16 protein-coding genes and 3 pseudogenes are annotated in these 24,195 nt (G+C 73.3%); 10 read left to right on the forward strand and 9 right to left on the reverse strand.

Annotated elements, in window-relative coordinates:
- The first annotated feature begins 44 nt into the window (after positions 1–44).
- The 3 genes from ACFV5H_RS04515 (at position 45) to adhE (ending at position 3,985) form a co-directional block, all read left to right on the forward strand.
- Positions 45–425, forward strand: coding sequence for a hypothetical protein (locus ACFV5H_RS04515; RefSeq protein WP_385058297.1), 381 nt, complete (start codon positions 45–47; stop codon positions 423–425).
- Between the two features lie 112 nt (positions 426–537).
- Positions 538–1,158: a CBS domain-containing protein gene (locus tag ACFV5H_RS04520; RefSeq protein ID WP_385192777.1), complete on the forward strand. Its 621-nt coding sequence runs from the start codon at positions 538–540 to the stop codon at positions 1,156–1,158.
- A 184-nt stretch (positions 1,159–1,342) separates the two neighbouring features.
- Entirely contained in the window at positions 1,343–3,985 is a 2,643-nt protein-coding gene (adhE, locus tag ACFV5H_RS04525) for a bifunctional acetaldehyde-CoA/alcohol dehydrogenase (RefSeq protein WP_385192780.1), read from the forward strand.
- 117 nt (positions 3,986–4,102) lie between these two features.
- Here the strand turns inward: adhE and ACFV5H_RS04530 are convergent, their stop codons facing one another.
- From ACFV5H_RS04530 to ACFV5H_RS04545, 4 genes are all read right to left on the reverse strand, one after another.
- Positions 4,103–6,487 carry a phosphoketolase gene (locus ACFV5H_RS04530; RefSeq protein WP_385050981.1) on the reverse strand — a complete coding sequence of 795 codons (2,385 nt, stop codon included), beginning with the start codon at positions 6,485–6,487 and terminating at the stop codon, positions 4,103–4,105.
- A gap of 414 nt (positions 6,488–6,901) precedes the next feature.
- Entirely contained in the window at positions 6,902–7,822 is a 921-nt protein-coding gene (locus ACFV5H_RS04535; RefSeq protein WP_385192783.1) for a universal stress protein, read from the reverse strand.
- Between the two features lie 125 nt (positions 7,823–7,947).
- On the reverse strand, positions 7,948–8,136 hold the full coding sequence (locus tag ACFV5H_RS04540) for a hypothetical protein (protein WP_385192785.1): 189 nt from the start codon (positions 8,134–8,136) through the stop codon (positions 7,948–7,950).
- Between the two features lie 375 nt (positions 8,137–8,511).
- On the reverse strand, positions 8,512–9,384 hold the full coding sequence (locus tag ACFV5H_RS04545) for a universal stress protein (protein WP_385192787.1): 873 nt from the start codon (positions 9,382–9,384) through the stop codon (positions 8,512–8,514).
- Positions 9,385–9,633: 249 nt separating this feature from the next.
- Between ACFV5H_RS04545 and ACFV5H_RS04550 the strand changes: the two are divergent.
- From ACFV5H_RS04550 to ACFV5H_RS04565, 4 genes and pseudogenes are all read left to right on the forward strand, one after another.
- Positions 9,634–9,954, forward strand: a pseudogene (locus tag ACFV5H_RS04550) (restriction endonuclease); the annotation flags it as partial.
- Positions 9,955–10,191: 237 nt separating this feature from the next.
- Positions 10,192–11,877, forward strand: a complete 1,686-nt coding sequence (locus ACFV5H_RS04555) for an NAD(P)H-dependent oxidoreductase subunit E (protein ID WP_385192790.1) — start codon at positions 10,192–10,194, stop codon at positions 11,875–11,877.
- Positions 11,874–14,561 (forward strand): formate dehydrogenase subunit alpha, encoded by a 2,688-nt coding sequence (gene fdhF, locus ACFV5H_RS04560; protein WP_385192792.1) that lies wholly within the window; start codon positions 11,874–11,876, stop codon positions 14,559–14,561. Before ACFV5H_RS04555 ends, fdhF begins: the two co-directional genes overlap by 4 nt.
- A gap of 204 nt (positions 14,562–14,765) precedes the next feature.
- On the forward strand, positions 14,766–15,938 hold the full coding sequence (locus ACFV5H_RS04565) for a nitrate/nitrite transporter (RefSeq protein WP_385192908.1): 1,173 nt from the start codon (positions 14,766–14,768) through the stop codon (positions 15,936–15,938).
- Here ACFV5H_RS04565 and ACFV5H_RS04570 read toward each other — a convergent pair.
- From ACFV5H_RS04570 to ACFV5H_RS04590, 5 genes and pseudogenes are all read right to left on the reverse strand, one after another.
- Positions 15,824–16,588 (reverse strand): cation transporting ATPase C-terminal domain-containing protein, encoded by a 765-nt coding sequence (locus ACFV5H_RS04570; RefSeq protein ID WP_385192795.1) that lies wholly within the window; start codon positions 16,586–16,588, stop codon positions 15,824–15,826. The genes ACFV5H_RS04565 and ACFV5H_RS04570 overlap by 115 nt on opposite strands.
- The gene (locus ACFV5H_RS04575) at positions 16,495–17,250 is read right to left on the reverse strand and encodes a hypothetical protein (protein ID WP_385192910.1); all 756 of its coding nucleotides are present in this window, start codon (positions 17,248–17,250) and stop codon (positions 16,495–16,497) included. The genes ACFV5H_RS04570 and ACFV5H_RS04575 overlap by 94 nt, the downstream gene beginning before the upstream one ends.
- A gap of 238 nt (positions 17,251–17,488) precedes the next feature.
- Positions 17,489–18,540, reverse strand: a pseudogene (locus ACFV5H_RS04580) (HAD-IC family P-type ATPase); the annotation flags it as partial.
- Between the two features lie 61 nt (positions 18,541–18,601).
- The gene (locus ACFV5H_RS04585) at positions 18,602–19,477 is read right to left on the reverse strand and encodes a universal stress protein (protein ID WP_385051071.1); all 876 of its coding nucleotides are present in this window, start codon (positions 19,475–19,477) and stop codon (positions 18,602–18,604) included.
- Positions 19,478–19,701: 224 nt separating this feature from the next.
- Positions 19,702–20,679, reverse strand: a pseudogene (locus ACFV5H_RS04590) (nicotinate phosphoribosyltransferase); the annotation flags it as partial.
- 194 nt (positions 20,680–20,873) lie between these two features.
- Here ACFV5H_RS04590 and ACFV5H_RS04595 point away from each other — a divergent pair.
- The 3 genes from ACFV5H_RS04595 (at position 20,874) to ACFV5H_RS04605 (ending at position 24,188) form a co-directional block, all read left to right on the forward strand.
- On the forward strand, positions 20,874–21,437 hold the full coding sequence (locus tag ACFV5H_RS04595) for a hypothetical protein (protein WP_385050997.1): 564 nt from the start codon (positions 20,874–20,876) through the stop codon (positions 21,435–21,437).
- The gene (locus tag ACFV5H_RS04600; RefSeq protein ID WP_385050999.1) at positions 21,410–23,017 is read left to right on the forward strand and encodes an FAD-dependent monooxygenase; all 1,608 of its coding nucleotides are present in this window, start codon (positions 21,410–21,412) and stop codon (positions 23,015–23,017) included. The genes ACFV5H_RS04595 and ACFV5H_RS04600 overlap by 28 nt, the downstream gene beginning before the upstream one ends.
- 142 nt (positions 23,018–23,159) lie before the next feature.
- The gene (locus ACFV5H_RS04605) at positions 23,160–24,188 is read left to right on the forward strand and encodes an alcohol dehydrogenase catalytic domain-containing protein (RefSeq protein WP_385051001.1); all 1,029 of its coding nucleotides are present in this window, start codon (positions 23,160–23,162) and stop codon (positions 24,186–24,188) included.
- The last annotated feature ends 7 nt before the right edge of the window (positions 24,189–24,195 follow it).

Below are 24,195 nucleotides of genomic sequence, written 5' to 3' on the forward strand. Positions count from 1 at the left end.
AGCAGTCTTGAGGTGCCGCAGAACGATCACAGGGAGTGGAACACATGACCGTCAAGGACATCGGGCCCCGTGGAACCACCACCGTGCGGGTGCGTGCCGACGGCGAGGTGGACGAGGAGTCCCTCGCCTATCTCCGCGAGAAGGTCGGCACCGCCCTGGACCGGCCCGGACTGCCGCCCGTGAGCGGTGAGGTGCGCGTCCTGCGGGCCTCGGCCCACCACGTCGAACTGCCCTGGTCCGCCGGCGCCGGCATCCGGATCGGAAGTCACCTCGTGGCCGTCCACGCCCGCGAGGCGAGCGCACGCGAACTCGCCGACCGGCTCCACGACCGGCTGCGCGCCGCCACCGAACGCGCCGCCCACCGAGGCGACGCCACCCGCCGGACGGCCACGCCGCCCCCGTGGCGCGGCGGCCCGCGGAAGTAGGCGCCGCACGGCGTCTGCCCGACCTGGCGGGGAGCCGGCCTCCGGCTCCGGCCCTCCCCGTCGCGCTCGTGAAGGAGAATCCGCCGTGACCGCTCACACTGTCGGCGAAGTAATGACCAGGGACGTCGTACAGGCCCACCGGACGACACCGTTCAAGGAGGTCGTGCGCCTGCTCGACCACCACCGGATCAGCGGACTGCCGGTGGTCGACGCCGACGACAAGGTCGTCGGCGTCCTGTCCGGCAGCGATCTGGTACGCGCTCAGGCGTACCGGGACGGCACCGCTCCGCCTCCGGCCGTGACGGCGGGTGACGTGATGTCGAGTCCCGCGATCACCGTGCACCCCGAGCAGACCGTGCCGGACGCGGCCCGGCTCATGGAACGCCGCGGCATCGAACGGCTGCCCGTGGTCGACGAGGAGGACCGGCTCATCGGCATCGCCACCCGCCGCGACCTTCTCCGGGTCTTCCTGCGCGCGGACGACGACATCCGCCGCCAGGTGACCAGGGAGATCGTCGTCGACGCACTGGAACTGCCGTCCGACGCCGTCCTCGTCTCCGTGCGCGACGGTGTCGTCACCCTCGCCGGCCGTGTCGAACGACGCAGTCAGGTGCCGGAGCTCCTGCACGCCGCCTGGCGCCTCGAAGGCGTGGTCGGCGTGGTGAACCGGCTCGGCTTCCGCACCGACGACTGTGCGGCGTCCACCCGGCTCGTCCGGACAGGGAATCCGTGAGCGGAGCGGCGAGCCGTCCCGCGGCTCGACCGGCCGGGGCCGACGGTCCCTGCCGGGCCGGGCCGGACGGACGCGGGAGGGGTCCTTCGGCGCCCCCTGCGGCAGGCGATCCCGGAGGACAGTGAAGGCGGAGAGCGGCGCCGCCGTACACCACGGCGGCCCCTGACGACGGAGGCGGACCACCATGACCCGACAGAACGTGCGGACCGAAGACCGCGTCGAGGCCGACGCCCCCTCCGACACCGCGGTCGCCGTGGACCGTCTGGTCGCGGCCGGCCTCAAGGCACTCGCCGACTACGAGGGTCTCACCCAGGAGCAGGTCGACCACATCGTGAAGAAGGCGTCGGTCGCCGCCCTGGACCAGCACACCGCACTGGCCCTCCTGGCGGTCGAGGAGACCGGGCGGGGGGTGTTCGAGGACAAGGCGGCCAAGAACATGTTCGCCTGCGAGCACGTCACGCACAGCATGGGCCGCATGAAGACCGTCGGGGTCATCGCCCGCGACGACATCGAGGACATGGTCGAGATCGCCGAACCGGTGGGCGTCGTGTGCGCGATCACACCGGTCACCAACCCGACCTCCACGACGATCTTCAAGGCGCTGATGGCGCTGAAGACCCGTAACCCGATCGTGTTCGCCTTCCACCCCTCCGCCCAGCGCTGCAGCGCCGAAGCCGCCCGCATCGTGCGCGACGCGGCCGTCGCCGCGGGCGCGCCGGAGCACTGCGTGCAGTGGATCGAGCAGCCGTCGGTCGAGGCCACCAGCACGCTGATGCGCCACCCGGGCGTCTCGCTGATCCTCGCCACCGGCGGCAACGCCATGGTCAAGGCCGCCTACTCGGCCGGCAAGCCCGCCCTCGGCGTGGGCGCCGGCAACGTCCCCGCGTACGTGCACAAGAGCGCGAAGCTGCGCCGGGCCGTCAACGACCTGGTGTTGTCGAAGTCGTTCGACAACGGCATGATCTGCGCCTCCGAGCAGGCCGTCATCCTGGACGCCGACATCTACGACGCGGCGCTCGCCGAGTTCCGCACCCTCCACGCCCACCTGGCGACCGCCGAGGAGAAGGCGAAGCTGGAGTCCTTCCTGTTCCCTGCCGCAGGAGGCTCGAGCGCCGGCTGTGAACCCAAGGTCAACGCCGCCGCCGTCGGCCGGAGCCCCGCCTGGATCGCCGAGCGGGCCGGCTTCTCCGTGCCGGAGGACACCTCGGTCATCCTCGTCGAGACCGGGCGCGTCGGCCCGGACGAGCCGCTGACCCGGGAGAAGCTCTGCCCCGTGCTGGCCGTGCTCCGGGCCGAGGACGAACAGCGGGGCTTCGGCCTGGCAGCCGACATGGTCGCCTTCCACGGCCAGGGACACAGCGCCGTCATCCACACCGAAGACCCCACCGTGGCCGAGGCGTACGGCACACGCATGAAGACCGTACGCGTCATCGTCAACGCCCCGTCCTCCCAAGGGGCGATCGGCGGCATCTACAACGGCCTGCTGCCGTCGCTGACCCTCGGCTGCGGCTCCTGGGGGAGCACATCGGTGTCCGACAACGTCTCCGCCGCCCAGTTGCTCAACGTCAAGCGGGTCGGTACGCGCCGCAACAACCTGCAGTGGTTCAAGGTCCCGCCGAAGATCTACTTCGAGCCGCAGGCCATCCGCTACCTGACCTCCATGCCGGACGTCCACCGCGTCACCGTCGTCACCGACGCGACCATGACCCGCCTCGGCTTCGTCGACCGGATCACGCGGGTGCTGCGGCGGCGGCGTGAGCCCGTGACCGTACAGATCATCGACAACGTCGAACCGGAACCCAGCATCGACTCCGTGCAGCGCGGCGCCGGCCTGATGCGGGAATTCCGCCCCGACACGATCATCGCACTGGGCGGTGGCTCGCCCATGGACGCGGCCAAGGTGATGTGGCTGCTGTACGAGCAGCCCGGCATCGACTTCGCCGACATGCGGCAGAAGTTCTCCGACATCCGCAAGCGCGCCTTCCGCTTCCCGACCCTGGGCAGGCTGGCCCGCCTGGTGTGCGTGCCCACCACCTCCGGAACCGGCGCCGAGGTCACCCCCTTCGCCGTCATCTCCGACCCCGCCACCGGCAAGAAGTACCCGCTGGCCGACTACGCGCTCACCCCCAGCGTGGCCATCGTCGACCCCCTCCTCACCACCGCCCTGCCCCCGGTGCCGGCCGCCGACAGCGGCTTCGACGCCCTCACCCACGCCATCGAGTCGTACGTGTCCGTCTACGCCAACGACTTCACCGACGGCCTCGCCCTGCACGCCGTCCGTCTGATCTTCGGCAACATCGAGGCGGCGGTGAACAACCGCGGGGACGCGGCGGAGGCCCGGGAGAAGATGCACAACGCCGGCACCATCGCGGGCATGGCCTTCGGCAACGCCTTCCTCGGCATCGTCCACGCCATGTCGCACACCCTCGGCGCCACCTTCCACATCGCGCACGGCCGCACCAACGCGGTGCTGCTCCCCCACGTCATCCGTTACAACGGCACCGTCCCCACGAAGCTCACCGGCTGGCCCAAGTACGAGAACTACCGCGCCCCCGAACGCTTCCAGGACATCGCCCGCACCCTCGGCCTGCCCGCCGCCACCCCGGCCGAGGGTGTGGAGGCCCTCGCCGCCGCCGTCGAGCGGCTGCGCGACGCCGTGGGCATCGAGTCGTCGTTCCAGGCCCTCGGCGTCGACGAGCGGACCTTCCTCGACGCCCTGCCCCAGCAGGCCCTCAACGCCTACGAGGACCAGTGCGCACCCGCCAACCCGCGGATGCCCATGCTGGACGACATGCAGGACATCATGCGCACCGCCTACCACGGCTGACCACGGGGCCGGCCGTCGCCACGACGCGGTTGCCGAAGAGCCGGAGCCGATCGCCGGGAGGCGACGGGGCCCGGACCGCGGATCGGACATCCGCGGTCCGGGCCCCGTCGGCTTCCGTCAGCCGTCCCACGACCAGTCGGCGACCTCGGGCAGGTCGACACCGTGCTCGCGGATGTACGCGTGGTGACGCAGCCGGGCGTCCTCCATCTCCTGACGCACGGCCGCCGCGCGCACCGCGAGACCGGGAACACGGTCGATGACGTCCATGACCAGCCGGTACCGGTCCAGGTCGTTGCGGACCACCATGTCGAACGGTGTGGTGGTCGTGCCCATCTCCTTGTAGCCGCGCACGTGCAGGTGCCGGTGTCCGGTGCGGCGGTAGGCCAGCCGGTGGATCAGCCAGGGATAGCCGTGGTAGGCGAAGACGACCGGCTTGTCGGGGGTGAACAGGCCGTCGTACTCGAAGTCGCTCATGCCGTGGGGATGTTCCCCGCTCGGCAGCAGCCGGGCGATGTCGACGACGTTCACGACCCGGACGGCCAGTTCCGGCAGGTGGTCCCTCAGCAGCTGTGCGGCGGCCAGCACCTCCTGGGTGGGGACGTCACCGGCTGCCGCGAGTACCACGTCGGGCTCCCGCTCGCCGTTCTCCGTGCCGGCCCAGTCCCAGATCCCGGCGCCCCGCGCACAGTGCGCCTTCGCCTGCTCCATCGTCAGCCAGTCGAAGCAGGGCTGCTTGCCGGCCACGATCACGTTCACGTAGTCGCGGCTGCGCAGCGCGTGGTCGGCGACCGACAGGAGGGTGTTGGCGTCCGGCGGCAGGTAGACCCGTACCACCTCGGGGCTCTTGTTGAGGACGTGGTCGACGAAGCCGGGGTCCTGGTGGGAGAAGCCGTTGTGGTCCTGGCGCCACACGTGGGAGGTCAGCAGGTAGTTGAGGGAGGAGACGGGCGCGCGCCAGGGCAGGCGGCGGGTGACGCGCAGCCACTTGATGTGCTGGTTGACCATGGAGTCGACGATGTGCACGAACGCCTCGTAGCAGGAGAAGAGGCCGTGCCGGCCGGTGAGGAGGTAGCCCTCCAGCCAGCCCTGGCAGGTGTGTTCGGAGAGGATCTCCATCACCCGGCCGTGCCGGTCGAGGTGTTCGTCCACGTCGAGGGTGTCGGCCTGCCACGCCTTGCCGCTGGCCGCGTAGACCGCCTGGAGGCGGTTGGAGGCGGTCTCGTCGGGTCCCACGAGGCGGAAGTCGCGCCGGTCGGCGGTCCCGCGCATGACGTCCTCCAGCAGACCACCGAGTACGCGGGTGGGTTCGTGCAGGGTGGCGCCCGGTTCGTCGACCGGGACGGCGTACCGTTCCAGCGGCGGCAGCGGCAGTTCGCGCAACAGCAGGCCGCCGTTGGCGTACGGCGTGGACCCCAGCCGACGTGCGCCCTCGGGGAGGCACGTCAGGACATCGGGGCGAGGCGCTCCGTGTTCGTCGAACAGCTCCTGCGGCCGGTAGGAGCGCAGCCATTCCTCGAGCTGCCGCAGGTGGTCCGGGTCGTCCCGGACGGCGGACAGGGGGACCTGATGGGATCGCCAGGTCCCCTCCACGGGAAGGCCGTCGACCTCGGCGGGGCCGGTCCAGCCCTTCGGGGTGCGCAGCACGATCACCGGCCAGCGGGGCCGTCCGGTCGCCCCGTCCTCACGGGCTGCGCGCTGGATACCGGCGATACGGTCGGCAGCGGTGTCCATGGCATGGGCCATCGCACGGTGCACGGCGGCCGGCTCGTCGCCGGTGACGTGGATCGGGTCGTGGCCGTACCCCTTGAGAAGCTCGTCGAGTTCCGGCTCCGGCAGCCGGGAGAGCACCGTGGGATTGGCGATCTTGTAGCCGTTGAGGTGCAGGATCGGCAGGACCGCGCCGTCGTGCACCGGGTCCAGGAACTTGTTGGAGTGCCAGGAGGCGGCCAGCGGCCCGGTCTCCGCCTCGCCGTCGCCGATCACACAGGCGACCAGCAGGCCGGGATTGTCGAAGGCCGCGCCGTAGGCGTGCGAGAGGGCGTAACCCAGCTCACCGCCCTCGTGGATGGATCCGGGCGTCTCCGGGGCCACGTGACTGGGCACGCCCCCGGGGAACGAGAACTGCCGGAACAGCCGGGCCATCCCGGTGGCATCCCGGGTGACGTCCGGATAGGTCTCCGTGTACGACCCCTCCAGCCAGGAATTGGCCACCACGGCAGGTCCCCCGTGTCCGGGTCCCCAGATGCAGAGCGCTTCCGGACCCCGGGAGCGGACGAGCCGGCTGAGGTGCGTGTACACGAGGTTCAGGCCGGGCGAGGTGCCCCAGTGGCCGAGCAGCCGCGGCTTGACGTGCTCCGGACGCAGCGGCTCCGTGAGCAGGGGGTTGGCCATCAGGTAGATCTGGCCGACGGACAGATAGTTCGCGGCACGCCAGTGGGCGTCCAGCGTCCTCAACTCCTCGTCTGTGAGCGAACCGGACACCTGCTGCGGATCGACGGACATGCTGGATTCCCTTGCGGATCGAAGGTTCGGTCGGCGGAGGTGTGCACAAGGCCCTACGTCCTACCCTTCCTTGGCCGCTGAGTACCCCATGGGGCCGGCCGGACCCTCCTCCGCACATCACTTGCGTCCACCCGGTGGTCGGTCGAGGCGGGGTCAGGTGACTCATTGCCGCCGGTTGGCCAACCTGCGCACCGCGGGCACCGGTCGCACGAAGAGGGAAGGCACAGCGGGGGGAGGCGCTTTCGCTCCAACGCCGTACAGGCGCGTCGCCGCAGGGACCGGTTGCTCCGTGCCGGCCGGATGGGACGGCGTGGTCCCGGGGAGGTCGCGTGCGCCGCCCCTTCCACCGCCACGCGCCGGTCACTCGGGGCGACGTCCTCCTGGAACCTCCGTCGTCCTGCGCGCTTCTTCCGGTCAGTCGTGGGAAACCACCGCTATGGGAGCGGCGGCATGGTGCAGCAGCGCCTGGGTCACCGGCCCGATGTGCGCGCCGACCGCCGCCCGGCGGATCTGCCGGCCCACGACCACGAGAGCGGCGTCGTGGGAGGCGTCGACCAGGTGGCGACCCGCACCACCGACCGTGACCTGCGTGCCGACCTCCACGGCGGAGTACTTCTCCTGCCACGGTCGCAGGACGTCGGACAGTTCGCGCCCGACCTGTGTGGCCGTGCGGTCGTTCAGGTCGGGCATGAGCCGGCCGCCGTAGTGGTAGGGCGGCGGCGTCCAACCGTGGACGATCCGCAGGCGTGCGGCGCGCCGCGAAGCCGCGTCGAACGCGAAGTCGATCACCGCGTCGTCGGTCTTGTGCAGGTCGAGACCGAGGACGACGTCGCGGTGGTCGGTGGCGGCGGAGAGTCCGCGCGCCAGGGGCTTCGGCTGGGCTTCCTCCTCGCCGTGTCCGGCGGCCCGGACGAGGACGACGGGCCGCCTGCACGAGGCCAGGACGGAGAGGGAGACGGAACCGAGCAGGAATCCCGCCGTCTTGCTCAGTCCACGGGATCCCAGTACCAGCAGCTCGGCGTCCTCGGCGGCCTTCAGCAGAGCCGGGACGGGCAGCCCGGAGATCTCGTCCGTGTCGATCCGCAGCCCGGGACGGCGCTCGGCGACGCGGGTCCGCGTCTCGTCCAGCAGGCGCTGTGCCCATGCGTGCTGGAGGTCACTCGGTGGCACCGGCACGCCGAGTCCGGCCGTCGGCGCGTAGGCGGGGGGTTGCCACTCCCCTGCGGTCACGAGCCGCAGGGGCAGGTCCCTGAGCCGTGCCTCGCGCGCGGCCCAGTCCGCGGCAGCCACGCTCGCGGGCGAGCCGTCCAGTCCGACGGTGACGGTGCGGGTCATGGTGAACCTCCTTCAGGCTGCTCCAAGTGTTCGTTCCGCGGGGCCGTGGCAGCAGGGGCCGCTGGTCCTCGCCCGGAAGCCGACGGTCCCGGCATCCGGCTCACCGGTTCGCGGCCGGCCGTCTGTCATCCGATGGCGAGTTCAGGTCGCACGAGCGTCCCCGGCAGTCCGCGGGCGATGGCGTACGCGGCATCCGGGGGCACCGCTTTCGACACGCTCAGCAGCACGGTGCCGGTGAAGACGTCGTCGAAGCGGGTGCGGCGGAAGACGGTGATCGGTGAGGCCGGCACGGTCGAGACCACGACGCCGGACACCGGGACGTCCTGGCCGCCGTGCGGCCTCGCGAAGGCTGCGGGAAGGATCCGTCGCGGGATGCCGCGCAGGGCGTCTCCGCGCGCAGCGTGGTCCAGCCGTTCAGGGCACCGATGCCGGAGACGGCGGCGTCGCCGGCCCGGGCGCCGCCCATGATGTTGTCCGCTGCGTCGGTGAACGGCGCGGAGGACGGCAGGAGTTCGCCGTGAGAGACGGTGCCGGACACGGCGGGGGTGCCGAGGAGGCGCATGACGGCGCAGGCGAGCATGCCGTGGATGTCCCGTCGGTGCTCGGACGGATTCGCCTCGGCGTCGTCCCCGCGCGAACCGCCCGGAGGGACCACCACCGGCCTGAGCACGAGGACGGCCTTCGGTGGTTCAGTGGTGGGGCACGACGGCCACGGGACAGGTGACGTGGTGGATCACGGCATGGGTGACCGGGCCGGTGCGCGGCATCCCCGGGCGGTCGGTGAGCCGGTGCCCGACGACGAGCAGTTCCGCTCCGGACGCCGCCTTCGTCAACGCGTCCGCGGGCTTGCCCCGCACCACCGACTCCAGCACCTCGACATCGGGGTACTTGTCGCGCCAGACCTGGAGCACGGCGGACAGGAAGCCGAGCCATTCCCCGGCCCGCTGCGGATCGCCCACCAGGCCGACTTCGCCGGCGCCCAGGGTGAGCGGGTCGGGCGCGCGCCAGGCGTGCACGGCCCTCAACCGCCTGCCCCGGGTGCGGGCCGCCTCGAAGGCGAACTCGATCACCTCGTCGCACGGTTCGGTGACGTCGACACCCAGCACCACGTCCCGCCGACCGGCTCCTCCCAGGCCCTCGCCCGCACCATCGGCCCGTACCAGGACCACGGGCCGCGGCGCCTCCGCCACGACGCCGAGCGCGACCGAACCGGCGAGCAGTCCGGTGATGCGGCCCAGCCCGCGCGAGCCCAGCGCCAGCAGCTCGGCGTCGCCCACCGCCTCGATCAGGGCGGCGGAGGCCGGCCCCTCGACCTGCTCGTCGTACACCCGCACCCCGGGGCACACGGCGAGGACACGTTCCTCGGCCTGCCGCAGGACGCGTCGCGCCAGGTGCCGCTCGGCCGCGCCCGCGATCTCCGGTCCGCCCTGAGACGGGCGCCAGCTCCGTACATGCAGCAGCCGCAGCGACCGCCCGCTGCGCACGGCCTCACCGGCCGCCCATTCGGCCGCTGCCAGACTCTCGGCCGAACCATCCACGCCGACGACAACAGGCGACAGCATGACATCCACCTCCCGTGAAGGGCCCTTTCCCCCGCTCTCAGCGTCACGCCGGCAGCAGCATGTGCGCAGGGGCCGACGGGTCCCCCCCACGGGGCCGACGGGTCCTCTCCACGGGGCCGTCAGGCCCCTCGGGTTTCGTCCGGTTCCGCGAACGACCGCCCGGTCGGGAAGCCGGCCCTCCGGGTCCCGGAGGCCGAGCGGCGGACGCTGAAGTCGCGGACACCCCATGGTGAGTTCACGTCGACTGCGGCCGCCGGCGTCATCGGTGAACGGGTTCGGTTCGGGCGGATCGCCGTCCAGACCAGGCACACCCGTGTCGGCGGGAAGACCGGGTCCTCGGTGATGTACGCGGTGAGGGGGGCGGCGGGTCCGGCTCACGGAGCGGATCACGCTGTCGTCATCACCAACGGGAGCTTCACCCGCGATGCCAGGGAGTGGGGGGACCGGCACGGCGTCCACCGGGTCGACCGGGAGAAGCTGCGGCGCCGGGCCGAAACCGGCGCCGCCCTGCACGAACTCCTCAGGCTGCCCGCCCGTTCCCGGGCCAACCGCTTCAGGCGCGCCGCCTGACAGCAAGCCCGCCGATCACCGTCCATTGCGTCAGGGGGACGCGGTGTTCGACGAAGAGGACTGCCCCGGTGCCCGGCACCGGGGTCTCGGCAAGGAGCCGTACCAGCTCCTCACATGTGCCTCATCTCGTCGGCGACCCGCGCCGCCCACGTCTGTCCTCGGGGTCTTCGCTGCCGGCGCCCGTCCGTGCCGGCCCCTCAGGCTGCGGTCCCGTGCGCTCTCCCCCACGATGAATGCATGGCGCTCATCCGATCCGCTCGCACCTTCGACGCCTTCCGGGCGCTGGCGGACCGGCGTGGGCGGCCGGGAGACAGGCTGATCGAGTCCCTGGCCGAGGCCAGGGCCGGAACACCGGACAGCCCCGAAAGCTGGGCGCCGGCTGTCGCCTCCCGTACCGGCCTGCCCGCTGCCGCCGCGCTGGGACCCGCCAGTTACTACGCGGACCTCTCCGCCCCGCACGGCGACCGTCATGTGCGGGTGTGCACCGCGACGGCGTGCTTCGCCGCAGGGGGCGGAGGGCACCTCGCGGAGGTGGAGCGCGCACTGGGCGTCGCCGCGCACACCGCCTCGCCCCGCGGTGACGTGTCGGTGCAGACCGTCCGCTGCCTGGGCTACTGCTATGCGGGGCCCGCCGCGCTCGACGGCGACACCCCGTGTACCGGGGCGACCCTCCCGGCTCAGCTCGCGGGACGGGAGCCACCGCGGGCGCCGGGGATCCCGGCGGTCGACGACACCGGTGACCCGGTCCTGCTGGGCGGCGTGCTCTCCGGTGAGCCGGCGTGGCAGGTGTGGCCGGGGACGGTGTCGTCCGGCACCCCGGAAGAGGTCCACCGCGAGGTGGCGGCGTCCGGGCTCCGGGGACGCGGCGGTGCCGGATTCCGCGTGGCGGCGAAATGGGAGGCGGCGGGCCGCGCCCCCGGAACCGTGGTGGTCGCCAACGGGGACGAAGGCGATCCGGGTTCGTACGCCGACAGGCTGCTGATGGAGGCCGACCCGGGACGCGTCCTGGAGGGTCTGGCCCTGGCCTGCTTCGCGTGCGGGGCCCGCCAGGGCGTGGTGCTGGTGCGCTCCGAATACCCGGCCGCACTGGCGCGGATACGGGAAGCGGTGCGCCGGGCGTACGCAGACGGGCATCTCGGGCCGTCGGTGCACGGGACGGCCACCTCCCTGGACATCCGCGTCGTCCGGGGCGCCGGCTCCTACATCGCCGGTGAGGAGACCGCGCTCATCGCGGGACTGGAAGGCGAACGCGGATGCGCCCGGCCCCGCCCGCCGTACCCGACCGAGCACGGCCTGTGGGACGCGCCGACCGTGGTCAACAACGTCGAGACCCTGGCGGCCGTCCCCTGGATCGTCCGGCGCGGCGGCCGGACGTACGCCCGGCGCGGTACGTCCGGCGAGACCGGAACCAAGCTGGTCTGCCTCTCGGAACGGTTCGCCCGGCCGGGCTGCTACGAGGTCGAGCTCGGCACGCCGGTGCGGCGGATCGTCACCGGGCTGGGAGGCGGCCTGAAAGACGGAGCCGCGCTGACGGCGCTCCAGGTCGGCGGACCGCTGGGCGGCTTCCTCGCCGCCGACGCACTGGACGTGCCGCTGTCGGAGGCGGGACTGTCGGCCCGGGGCGCCGCCCTCGGGCACGCCGGGCTCGTCGCCTTCGACGAACGCGTGGCACCGGAGGACGTACTGCGTCACGTATGGGAGTTCGCCGCGGCCGAGAGCTGCGGCGCGTGTTCGCCCTGCCGCGTCGGCTCGCGGCTCGGTCTGGAGTGGGCCTTGGCCGGTGCCCCGCCGGACCAGGAGTGGGAGCGGCTGTCGCGGCTCCTCACCGAGGCGAGCCTGTGTGCCTTCGGGCGGCGGATTCCGCCCGCCGTGCACAGCCTCGCCCGCGCCTACGGGAACCGGCCGGCGGGATGGGGGCCATGAACGGACTCATGATCGAGGTCGACGGCGCCGGCGTCACGGTGTCCGAGGAGTCGTCCCTGCTCACGGCGGTGCGGGCGGCCGGTGTCGAGCTGCCCTCGCTCTGCTCCGACGACCGGCTCAGTCCCGCCGGGTCATGCCGTACGTGTCTCGTGAGGGCCGGGGGGCGCATCGTGGCGGCCTGTGTCACTCCGGCCTCCCCCGGCATGCGTGTGGACACCGGGAGCGACGATGTCGTGCGGCTGCGCCGGGACGCGGTGGAGGTCATCGTCTCCGCACTGCCGCCCCGGGCCCTCGCCGACGGCGGTCCCGGCGAACTGGCCCGTGTCTGCCGGTCGGCGGGCATCGGCCCGGAGGCGGCACAGGGTGCCGGAGGCCGGGGCGTGGACGACTCCCACCCGTACGTCCACCTGGACCGGGACCTGTGCATCGCCTGCGGCCGGTGCGTGCGGATGTGCTCCGAGGTACAGGGCACCTTCGCGCTCACCCTGGTCGGCCGGGGCGGCGACACGGTCATGGCCCCCGGTACCGGCGGGCCCTGGATCGAGTCGGACTGCGTGGCCTGCGGCGGCTGCGTGGACACCTGCCCCACGGGGGCGATCAGCCAGCCCGGACCGGCGCGTGGACTCACCTCGGCGCTCCACCCGGCGGAGGACCGGACGCGCACCACGTGCGGCTACTGCGGTGTGGGCTGCGCCCTCGACGTGGTCACGCGGGACGATGAGGTCACGGCGGTGCTGCCCGCCCGGGACGGCCCGGTCAACCGCGGCCACGCGTGCGTGAAGGGCCGCTTCTCCCACGGATTCCGCACCTCCCCGGAACGGCTCACCCGGCCCCTGCTGCGACGCGACGGCGTGCTGGAGCCGGCCGGCTGGGACGAGGCACTGGCCCACGTCGCCCGGGGACTGCGGACCGCCGTCGCCGCGGGCGGCCCGGATGCCGTGGCGGCGATCTCCTCGGCCCGCGCCACCAACGAGGAGAACTACCTCGTACAGAAGTTCATGCGGGTCGTCATCGGCACCAACAACGTCGACAACTGCTCCCGTCTCTGCCACTCCCCCTCCGCCGCCGGCCTCACCGCTTCCTTCGGGCTCTCCGGCGGCACCGACACCTTCGACGACGTGGAGCGGGCCGACTGCCTGCTGGTGGTCGGGGCCAATCCCGTCGAGGCCCACCCGGTGGTCGGAGCCCGGCTGCTGAGGCAGGTTCTCCGCGGAGCCCGGCTGGTCGTCGCCGATCCACGGGCCGTGGGCCTCGCCCTGCACGCCGACGTACACCTGCGTCCGCGTCCCGGCACCAACGTGGCGCTCTTCCACGGGCTCGCCCACATCCTGCTCGCCGAAGGGCTGACCGACGAGGAGTTCCTGCGTGAACGCGCCACCGGGCTGCCGGAACTCACCGAACTGCTGGCCGACTACCCGCCCGACCGGGTCGCGGACCTCACCGGTGTACCCGCCGCGGACCTGGTCGCCGCCGCCCGCCTCTACGGCGGGGCCGAGCGTCCGGCCATCGTCTACGGCCTGGGCGTGACCGAGCACCTCCACGGCACCGACGGGGTGCGGTCCCTGTCCAACCTGGCGATCCTGCGCGGCGCCGTGGGCACCGACCGCGGCTACGGGGTCAACCCGCTGCGCGGCCAGAACAACGTCCAGGGCGCCTCCGACATGGGCGCCCTGCCGGACCTCCTGCCCGGATACGGCAAGGTCACCGACGCCGCCGCCCGCTCGCGGGCCGAGGACGTCTGGGGCGCACCCGTCCCCCCGCGGCCGGGGCTTCGGATCCCGGGCATGTTCGCCGCCGCGCGAGCCGGGGACCTACGGGCGCTGTGGATCGTCGGCGAGGACGTCTGCGCGACCGACCCCGACGCCGACCAGGTGGCCCGGGCCCTGGACGCCTGTCCGCTCGTGGTCTGCAACGAACTGTTCCTGTCCGAGACCGCCCGGCACGCCGATGTCGTCCTGCCCGCCGCGTCCTGGCTGGAGAAGGACGGCACCTTCGTCAACTTCGACCGCCGGTTCCAGCGCGTGCGCCCCGCCGTGCCCCCGCCGGGCCGGGCCCGCACCGACTTCGACATCCTGCGGGCCGTCACCGAGGCCATGGGAGCCGGTCCGGGCTGCCCGACTCCCGCCGACGCCCTCGCCGAATGCGGCCGGCTCGCGCCCGTCTTCGCCGGACTCTCCCACGACCGCCTGGACCGGGAGGGCTCCGTGCCATGGCCCTGCCGCTCCCCCGGCGGCCCCGGAGAGGCCAAGCTGTACACGGAGCGCTTCGCCACACCGGACGGGAGGGCCCACCTGGCCGCCGCCCCCTACCTCCCGCCCGGCGAACAACCCGACGACGACTATCCGCTGGTCCTGGTCACCGGGCGGCGCTGGGCGCACTACAACTCCGGAAGCATGACGCGGCGCGGCGGCAACCTGGCGCTCGATCCGGTCGACTTCCTGGACCTTCACCCCGACGACGCCGGCCGGTACGGCCTGCGGAACGGCCAGGACGTGACCGTGGAAAGCCGGCACGGACGGGCCCGGCTCGTCGTCCGCGTCGGTGAGCAGACGGCCCCCGGGCAGGTCTTCTGCTCCTTCCACTTCCCCGCGAGCGGGGTGAACCGCCTCACTTCCGACGTCGCGGACACCGTCACGTCCTGCCCCGAGTACAAGGTCACGGCAGTCCGCGTGGCCGCGACGTGAGAAGGACACCCGCACTGCAAAATATCCCTTTATGTGCAAGTTCCCGCCGGTCTGGAGAAGCAGAGCGCCCCGAGGCCTCAGGTGCGGCCGCACCGCGTACGGGAGGGTGAGGGACCGTGCGTCCCCGGCCCCGGGCCGTTTTCGTGTGCCGCCGGTGTCCGAAGAGAGGGAGAGCCGGTGAGCCGGTCCTCGCAGCCGACGCGCATGCTGGCCCTGGCCACGGCCGGGTTCACGGCCGGTTTCTGGGCGTGGGCCCTGCTGGGGCCGCTCGGCCCGACGCTCCGCGAGGACCTGGGTCTCAGCTCGTTCGAACAGTCACTCGTGGTGGCCGTGCCGGTGCTCGTCGGCTCGCTCGGCCGGATCCCGGTCGGGGCACTGACCGACCGCGTCGGTGCCCGCCGGATGTTTCCCCTCGTCACCGCCCTGACCGTCCTGCCCGTGCTGTACCTGGGTCATCTGGCCGACTCCCTGGCCGAGTTCCTCGTCGGCGGCTTCTTCCTCGGGCTGGGCGGCACCACGTTCGCCGTCGGTGTTCCGTTCGTCAACGCCTGGTACCCGCCCGAACGACGCGGCCTGGCCCTCGGCATCTTCGGCATCGGCACGGGCGGCACCGCCGTCTCGGCGTTCACCACCGTGCAGTTGGCCGACGCCGTCGACCGGAGCTTTCCCTTCACCCTCGTCGCCGTGATCCTGGCCGGCTACGCCGTCACCGCGCACTTCCTCCTGCGCGACCAGCCGGAACGCGCCGTCCCGGGCGGCTCCCTGCTCGCGCGCACCACCGCCACCCTGCGGATGCCCACCGCCTGGCAGCTGGCCTTCCTCTATGCCGTGGCCTTCGGAGGGTTCGTCGCCTTCAGCGTCTACCTGCCCACCTACCTCACCACCGCCTACGGTCTCGGGCGTTCCGACGCCTCCCTGCGCACCGCCGGCTTCGTCGTCCTCGCGGTCGCCGCGCGTCCGGTGGGCGGCTGGCTCTCCGACCGGCTGCACCCGGTCCCCGTGCTCATCGGGGCGTACGCCGCCATCGCCGCACTCGCTCTCCTCGCCTCCCTGGAACTCCCCCTGGTCCCGACCGGCACCCTGGCCTTCCTCGGCATTGCCGCGGCCCTGGGAGCCGGATCGGGCGCCGTGTTCGCCCTCGTCACCCGCCTCGTACCCGCCGACCGGGTGGGTTCGGTCACCGGTGTCGTCGGCGCCGCCGGCGGACTGGGCGGCTTCTTCCCGCCCCTGGTCATGGGCGCGGTTTACAGCATCGCCGACGACTACACCTGGGGATACCTGCTCCTGGCCCTCACCGCTGCCGCCACCTGTGCCTTCACCGCGACCGTGGTCCGGCACCACGCCGTGCGCCCGGGCGGACACGAACGAGGTGCCTGACGGTCTCCGGCGGAACCCCGGAAACCGTCGGAGAACCGGCTGCGAGTGGCTGTGCCCCCGGCCCGGGGCGGCGGGGCAGGGAGGCGAACCCGGCAGGCGTCCGCCCCGCCGCGTGAGGCGGACCGAAGGCCAGGGACGTGGCTGCCCAGCGCGGGAAGAGCGGGCTCATCCGGGCCGTTCCGTCCGGGTGGACCGGGAGCGCCGGCCCCCGGAGCGCCGCCTGTGTCCGGAGCGGCGCGCGGCTGCCGCTCCGGCCACAGGCGTGCCTGCGCACGCATGACCACATGGCCGCGACCGGACAACGCGCAGGCGATCGCCAGGTCCCCGGGCGACAGCGGTTCCGTGCCCAGCAGGTCCCGGAGAGGGGGCACATACACGCCGGCCACCTGGAGGCTCAGAGCCGCGCCCACGGCGACCAGCAGGAACGGGTTGGCCAGACTTCCCGGACGAACGCGGGAGCCGAGGGCGACGCCCGGCTGGGTCGCGCCGAGGACCAGGAAGATCATGGACTGCCAGAGGCGGCCCGTCTCCCGGGCCCACACCCCGGCCGCCAGGGTCACGGCGGCGACGAAGGCCCCCATGAGCAGGACGCGCGGCCACAGGCCGGAACCCAGCATGCTCTCCTCGGGAGGCCGGGGCGGACGGCGCATCGCCTCCGGGGCGACGGGCTCCGCACCGAGCGCGGCACCGGGCAGGCCTCGACGATGTCCAGCTTCTGCTCGGGAGTGGTCCGTGCGTAGACGCGTACGCCGGTCAGCTCGCCCGCAGCGCCTTCCCGGATCCGTCGCCCGGTGGTGATCTCCTCCTCCCGGGAGGCGATGCCGAGGCGCTCCGCCACGGCCCGGTCGGTCAGCGGGGGGTCGCCGGTGATGAGTACGGGGACGATGCCGGCGCGTTCACAGACGGCGATCGTCGGCTCGGACGCGCTGCGGGGCGGGTCCAGAATCCCGACGAGGCCCAGCAGCGACAGAACCGACTCCCATGTTCCGGACGGTTCCGACGCTTCCTCGTGGTCGGCCGACGCGACGGCGAGCACCCGGTACCCGTCGCGTGCCGGTGCCTCCGCCCGATCCGCCGCCCGGGCGAGCAGGTCCGGGCCGTCGGCCAGGACCCGCGCCCCGAGCAGGGACTCCGGAGCTCCCTCGTACGCTACCCGCACTGCTCCGTCCGGCCGGCGGTGGACGGTCGTCATGCGCTTGCGGCCGCTGTCGAACGGGATCTCCTCCACGCGTGGCAGCGCGCGGTCCAGCGACGCCCGGTCCGGCCCGAGCCGCGCCCCCCGCCACGGGCAGGGCGGCCTCGGTGGGGTCACCCAGCGCGCGCCACTCCGCGGGGCCGTCCGGCGGAGGCTCCAGCGCCGCGTCGTTGCACAGCACGGCGACGCGCAGCAGTGCCGCCAGGTCGGGTGCGTCGTCGGCCGTGACCGCCCGCCCGTCGCGGACGACCCGGCCCCGGGGCTCGTAGCCGGTGCCCAGGACCGTGGCCTCTCCTTGCGGCGTCCACAGCCGTTCGGCGGCCATGCGGCCCTCGGTCAGGGTGCCGGTCTTGTCGGTGGCGATCACCGTGACGGAGCCCAGCGTCTCCACCGCGGGCAGCCTGCGGACGATGGCGTGCCGGTCCGCCGTCCGTCGTGCCCCCCCTAGGGCGAGCGCGAGCGTCACGGCGGCGGGCAGGGACTCCGGTACGGCGGCGACCGCGAGGCTGATCGCCGCCACGATCATCAGCTCCACGGGCTGTCCGCGCACCAGCCCGAGAGCCAGGACCAGGGCGCACAGTGCCACGATCGCGGCTGCCAGGATCCGGCCGAATCCCGCCAGCCGGCGCTGCAGCGGGGTCGGACCGGGCGCGGCACCCATCAGGGTCGCGATCCGGCCGAGCGCGCTGCGGGCTCCCGTGGCGGTGACCGCGACGCGTCCGCGGCCGTGCACGACGACCGTGCCCGCCGACACCGTGCCGTGCGAGGGGTCACCGCCGGGCTCCTTCTCCACCGGAACGGACTCGCCCGTCAGCGAGGACTCGTCCGCCAGCAGCGAGGCAGCGGACAGTACGTCCCCGTCGGCGGGCACGATGTCGCCCCCGGCCACCAGGACCATGTCCCCGGGGACCACCCCGGCGGCCGGGAGGGAGCGTTCCTCGCCGTCCCGTACGACTCGGTCCGCAGCGCGGCCAGGTGAGGGTCCGTGTGCCCCCGGCCGGACCTGCTCCACACCCAGCACGCCCGCCTCGTCGTCCCGGAACCGGGACGTACGCGTCAGGGTGGCCCGGCGCAGGTCCGGACTGTGCCGGTGGTCGAGCGGCCGGTGCGTGTCGGGAGAGAACCACGGTCCCGCCGACCCGTCGGCGAAGCGCGGACGGAGCCGCAGGAACAGCCAGTTCGGGAGGTTCACCAGGTCCTCGTTCACCACCCGCCGTCCCGCCACGGCCGACTCCAGGCGGTTGTGGACCCCGGCCGCGTAGGTGGCCGGGTCATGCGCCAGGCCCGCCCTGCTCTCGGGCACGGCGCCCGTGTGGCGAAGCAGCCGTTGCCGAGTGTGCACAGCGACTCGCGCAGCCGCTCGCCGGCCGGGTCGTACCCCTCGTACTCCCAGGTCCACTCCGACATCCGCCGCGTCCTCTCCTTCTCCCCTCACCCCATGTGCAGGAGCACGGGAGGCACGTCCGGGTCAGGCCCGTTGGGGGACGACGGCCACCGGGCACTCGGCGTGGTGCAGCAGGGCGTGTGCCACCCTGCCGAGCTGCAGACCGACGTGGCCGTGGCGCCTGCGCGCCCCCACGACCACCAGGTCGGCGTCGGAGGAGGCGTCCAGGAGGGCCTTGTGGGCGGGGCCTTCGACCGCCTGACGACGTACTTCGACCTGCGGGTGGCCGCGTCCGGCGTCGCGCAGCGCGTCGGTGAGGAGGGCGGAGGCGCGCTCCTCCTCGGCACCGGCGGCATCGTCCGCGATCAGGGGATGGTCCACGTGCTCGTGGGCGGGGCGGCGCCAGGCCCGTACGGCGTGCAGGTCGCAGCCGCGCGCCTGCGCCTCGCGGAAGGCGAACCGCACGGCGGCCGAGCCTTCCGCGGAGTCGCCGAGGCCGACCACCACCCGGCCGAAGGAGCCCTGCCGGTTCCGCTCCCCGCCGCGTACCACGACCACCGGGCACACGGCACGACCGGCCACTGTGAGACTCACCGATCCCAGCAGCATTCCCGCGATCCTCCCGCGGCCGCGGGAGCCCGTGACCAGGGCGGAGGACTCGTGAGCCGCGTGCAGGAGCGCGGACACGGCGTCGTCGGGCAGTACGTCGCTCGACACCTTCACCTCCGGGTCGCGCAGCCGGGCGCGTTCCGCGCAGGACGCGGCGATGTGCTCGGCCATGACCTCTTCGGCCGGACGGCCGGTCCTGAAGGACGGGAGGCCCCCCTCGTACCGCTCCCACAAGGAGGCGTGGACGAGCCGCAGGGACAGCCCGAGGCGCGCGGCCTCGTCCACCGCCCAGTCCACGGCCTCCAGGCTGGAATCCGATCCGTCGACACCCACGACCAGCGGGAACTCCACGGTCACCACCGCCTTCCTGCCCTGCCGCTGCCTTGAAGTCCCTGTCAATACCGTCGCACCGCACGGGTTCCGTCGCGACACATGGACCGGCTTACGGACGGGGGCCTCGGCCCGGGTTGCACCGCGCCGATTTGCGACGATCGTGGAGTCGTACGGCCGGAGGAAGGGCGAGGTCCCCTCCCTCGGAACCCTCCGCTCCGTCGTGTGCGGCATCGCTTTCCTCCTCACCTCGGTACGGACCCGTGCGGTCCGGACACGGTTCGTTCCGCGCTCCAGGACCGGGTGGAGGCCTCCGTCGTCCGTTCCTCGATGCGGCGCCGGACGCGAGCGGCGAGTGAGCCCAGCCGCTCGGAGGCCGTAGCCCGGGGAGCGACCGGCGCCCGGATCCGGCGGGCGGCCGGCGGCAGGCCGTCCAGGTCCGCCGTGAACCTCTCCCGGCACTCGTCGAGCGTGGGCCCGGCGCCGGTGCGCCGCCCGCCCCGCAGCACCGTCTCCAGCAACGGCATGCCACCGTCGGGGGTTTGCTCGTCGGCCAGAGCGATCACGTCGACGCAGCCGAGGTGGCGGAACACCTGCTTGGGGCCGGGTGCCGTCACTTTCGCCGACGACAGCTTCATCACCGGCCGGCCGTCGTACTCCACCAGCTTGTAGGCCGAGTCCAGGTACGGCGCGTCGGCCGAGACGCCGACGCGGGTGCCGACGGCGTACGTGTCGATCGGCGCCCCGGAGCGGACCAGTTCGTCCACCGCGTACTCGTCGGGACCGCCGCTCGCGATGATCCGTACGTCGGGCAGGCCCGCGTCGTCGAGGAGGGAGCGTGCCCGTACCGCCAGGGCTCCGAGGTCGCCGCTGTCCAGCCGTACCCCCGAGCCGGGCCCGCGGGCCGCGTGGTCGAGGCCCCGCAGCACACGCGACGCGACGCGTACGCCCTCCTCGGTGTCGTAGGTGTCCACCAGCAGGGTCACCGGTCCCGGGTGGGACCGCGCGAAGGCGCGGAAGGCGTCCTCCTCCGTGGCGAACGCCTCGATGAAGGAGTGGGCCATCGTGCCGACGGCGGTCAGGCCCAGGGCGGTGGCGGCGGCCACGTTGCCGGTTCCGGCGAAGCCGACCATCGGCCCGAGGCGGGCGGCCTGGAACCCGGCCTGCGGGCCGTGGGTGCGCCGCAGGGAGAAGTCCACGACCGGATGCCCCGCCGCCCCTACATGGAGCCGGACCAGGCGAGCGGGTGTGCCCGCCGGCGCTCCTCAGGTTCCATCGCCGGCGGCCGGTCCGCGCCACCAGGTCTCGCGGGACGTGGCGCATTGCCGCATGGTGGGGTGTACGGGGAACTCCGGCCCGGCCGGCGTGGCGGAGCCCGGCAGCGCAGGCCCGTCACGGCTCCTCGAAGGAGGCCACCATGGGCGCACAGGGACCACTCGCCCCCGGCGAGGCGTGGCGGGCCGTGGCCGCGTGCTTCCTCACCACCTTCGCGCTGCTCTCGCGGCACCGGATCCGTCTGCCGGAGGAGCACGTGGGCGTGCGACTGGACTTCGGCGACGGCACCGGGGCCCGGGTCTACCGGGAGACCCGCCTCGGCAGCGGCCTCGCGAAGGACCCGTGCACGCTGGTGGTCACCTTCCGGCTGCGCCTGGTGCGCGGACCCGCGCACGCGCTGTTCCGCCGCGAGAGCCTGCTGAACACTCCCCTGTTCGTCGGGTTCCCCGGTTTCACCTCGAAGCTGTGGCTGGCCCACGACGAGCGCGGCCGCTACCGCGGCGTGTACGAGTGGGACGGCCCACGGCGCGCCGAACACTACGCGCGCTCCCTGTGGCGGGTTCTCGCGCTGGTCAGCGTGCCCGGTTCGATCCGGTACGCCGTCGTGCCGGGGCTGCGCCGCGACGACGTGATCGCGGACCCCCGACTCGTCGAGGACTCGGAGCCAGAGGCCTCCGCGTGGTGGCGCACAGCGGCCGGGACGTGACCACGGCGGTGGACGTCCTGGTCGTCGGGGGCGGTACGACCGGCCTCGGCCTGGCCCTGCAGGCCCATGCCCATGGAGCACGGGTCCGGGTCGTCGAGCGGCGTCCCGAGCCGTTCCGGCCTTCCCGTGCGCTCATCCTGCATCCACGGACCCTTGAGGTCCTGCGACCGCTCGGTGTCACGGACGCCCTGCTGGAGCTGGCGGACACCGCCCCGAGGGTCCACCTGCATCTCGGATCCCACGTCGTCGAAGCCGGGCTCGCGGACCTCGCGCTGCCCGACACGGCGTTCCCCCACCTGACACTCATGCGGCAGACGGACGTCGAGACAGTACTGGCGCGGGCGCTCGCCGACGGCGGGGTGACGGTCGAACGGGGCACCGAACTGCTCACCGTCGACGACGACGGGGATGGCGCGCGTGCCGTGCTGCGCTCCCGGCGCGGCGTCGAGGAGATCCGCTGCCCCTTCGTCGTCGGCTGCGACGGCCCGGCCAGTGCCGTGCGGGCCTGTGCCGGCATCGGGTGGCACGGCAGGCCCTACGCCGAGGAGGTGTTCCTTGCCGACCTGGACCTCGGCGGCATGCCCCCTGATGCCGACGCCCAGGTGTTCGCGGGACGCCAAGGGCTGCTGTTCCTCTTCCCGCTCGGGGAGCAGGCCGCCTGGCGGCTGCTGGCCACGCGGGCGTCCGCCGGCGGGGCCGGGCGGGACTTCGGCCAGCCCGGCCCCGCCGTCCCGGAAGCCGAGCTCCGACGCCTCCTGGACGACGCCGGGATGACAGCGCGGATCGAACGTCTCGCGTGGTCGGCGCGGGTTCCGCTGCAGTGCGGTCTCGCTCGGCGGTTTCGCCGGGGGCGGCTCTTCCTGGCGGGGGACGCGGCCCACAACTACTCACCGGCCACCGGCCAGGGCATGAACGCCGGTATCCAGGACGCGGTGAACCTCGGCTGGAAGCTCGGCTTCGCGGCGAGTGGATCCGGGGGCGGCTCCGCGAACGGGTTCGATGCCGAAGTACTGCTCGATTCCTACGGCAGGGAGCGCAGAGCGGCCGCCCATCGACGGCTGCTCCTGACGCACACCGCGTTCTGGGCGGAGGCGTCGACGGGCCGGCTCCCCTCGTGGCTGCGCGCGGTGGCCGCTCCGCGCTCGGCCCCCGCCGTCCCCGTCCTCCTCGGCCGGCGACGGCTGGTCGCCGAGGCCATCCGTATCATCTCCCAACTGCGCGTGAACTACCGGCACAGTCCCCTGTCGGTGGAGGGAACACCGCCCCTGCGGGGATCTCCTCGCCCGGGAGACCGCCTGCCCGACGCGGCCGTCAGCGTCGGAGGACCTGCCCAGCGGCTGCACGGACTGCTGGCCCGCCCGGGTGTGCACCTGCTGCTGCAACACGACGCCGCTCCACCGCCGGACACGGCCGACCCTCGGGTGACCGTCCTGCGGCTGTCGAACAGCCCCGGCCGTGGTCTGGTGGCCGTCCGACCGGACGGCCACGTCGGCTTCCGCTGCGGGGCCGCCGACCCCGCCGGGCTGACCGGCTGGCTCTCCCTGATCGGTGCGGCGCCATACCCGCCCGTCCGGCCATGAGCACTGGGCGACGGAGCCCCTCCTCCCGGCCACAGGGGTCCGGCTGTCCTGCGGAACAAACGGTCTGGGGCCCCGGTTGCCCGGGCGTCCGCCCGGGGCGACGGTGGAGGGAGCCGGCCGAGCCGCCAGGGAGTGGGTGACCATGCGAGCCCTCGTCTACCACGGTCCCGGACGGATCTCCTGGGACACCGTCACGGATCCGGCGATCGAGGATCCCGCCGACGCCGTCGTACGCGTCGGGGCCACGACCGTCTGCGGCACCGACCTGCACATCCTGCGCGGGGACCTGCCCGAGGTGAAGGCGGGGACGGTCCTCGGCCACGAGGCGGTCGGCGAGGTGGTCGAGGTCGGCCGGGACGTCCACCACCTGCGCCCCGGGAACCAGGTGATCGTCTCGTCCGTCTCGGCCTGCGGCCGCTGCCGGCCGTGTCACGACCACATGTTCGGGCAGTGCCGCGGGGGCGGTGGATGGATCCTGGGGAATCTGATCGACGGGACCCAGGCGGAGTTCGTGCGGGTGCCCTTCGCCGACCACTCCGCCCACCGCCGGCCCCCCGCCCTGCCGCTCGACGACGCGGTCCTGCTCGCCGAAGTCCTCCCCACCGCCTACGAGGTCGGCGTGCGGAACGGAGAGGTGGGCCCGGGGGACACCGTCGTCGTGGTGGGCGCGGGCCCCGTCGGCCTCGCCACGGTGGCGATCGCGCGGCTCTACTCGCCCCGCCGGGTCATCGCGGTGGACCTGTCGGCCGCCAGGCTGGAGGCCGCCGTCCGCATGGGCGCCGATGCCGCCGAAGTACCGGGGAGGATGATCGCCGAGCTGTACGACGGGCCCGGCGCCGACGTGGTCGTCGAGGCGTCGGGCGAACCGGAGGGCTTCGTCCTGTGCACACGCGCCGTCCGCACGGGAGGGCACATCGCGGTCATCGGCACGCCCGGCAAACCCGCCACGCTGCACCTCGAGTCCCTGTGGCACAAGAACGTGACGATCAGCACCGGCCAGGTCGACACCTCCTCCACACCCTGGTTGCTGGGGCTGCTGAGGTTCGGGCGCCTGCGCGTCTCCCCGCTGGTCACCCACGCCTTCGGCCTCGACCGGGTGGCGGACGCCTACGAGGTGTTCTCCCACGGCACGACGTCCGGCGCGCTCAAGGTCGCACTGCGCCGTGAGTGAGGGGCCC

It is taken from the genome of Streptomyces sp. NPDC059787 (assembly GCF_042732315.1).
Lineage (GTDB): Bacteria > Actinomycetota > Actinomycetes > Streptomycetales > Streptomycetaceae > Streptomyces > Streptomyces atrovirens.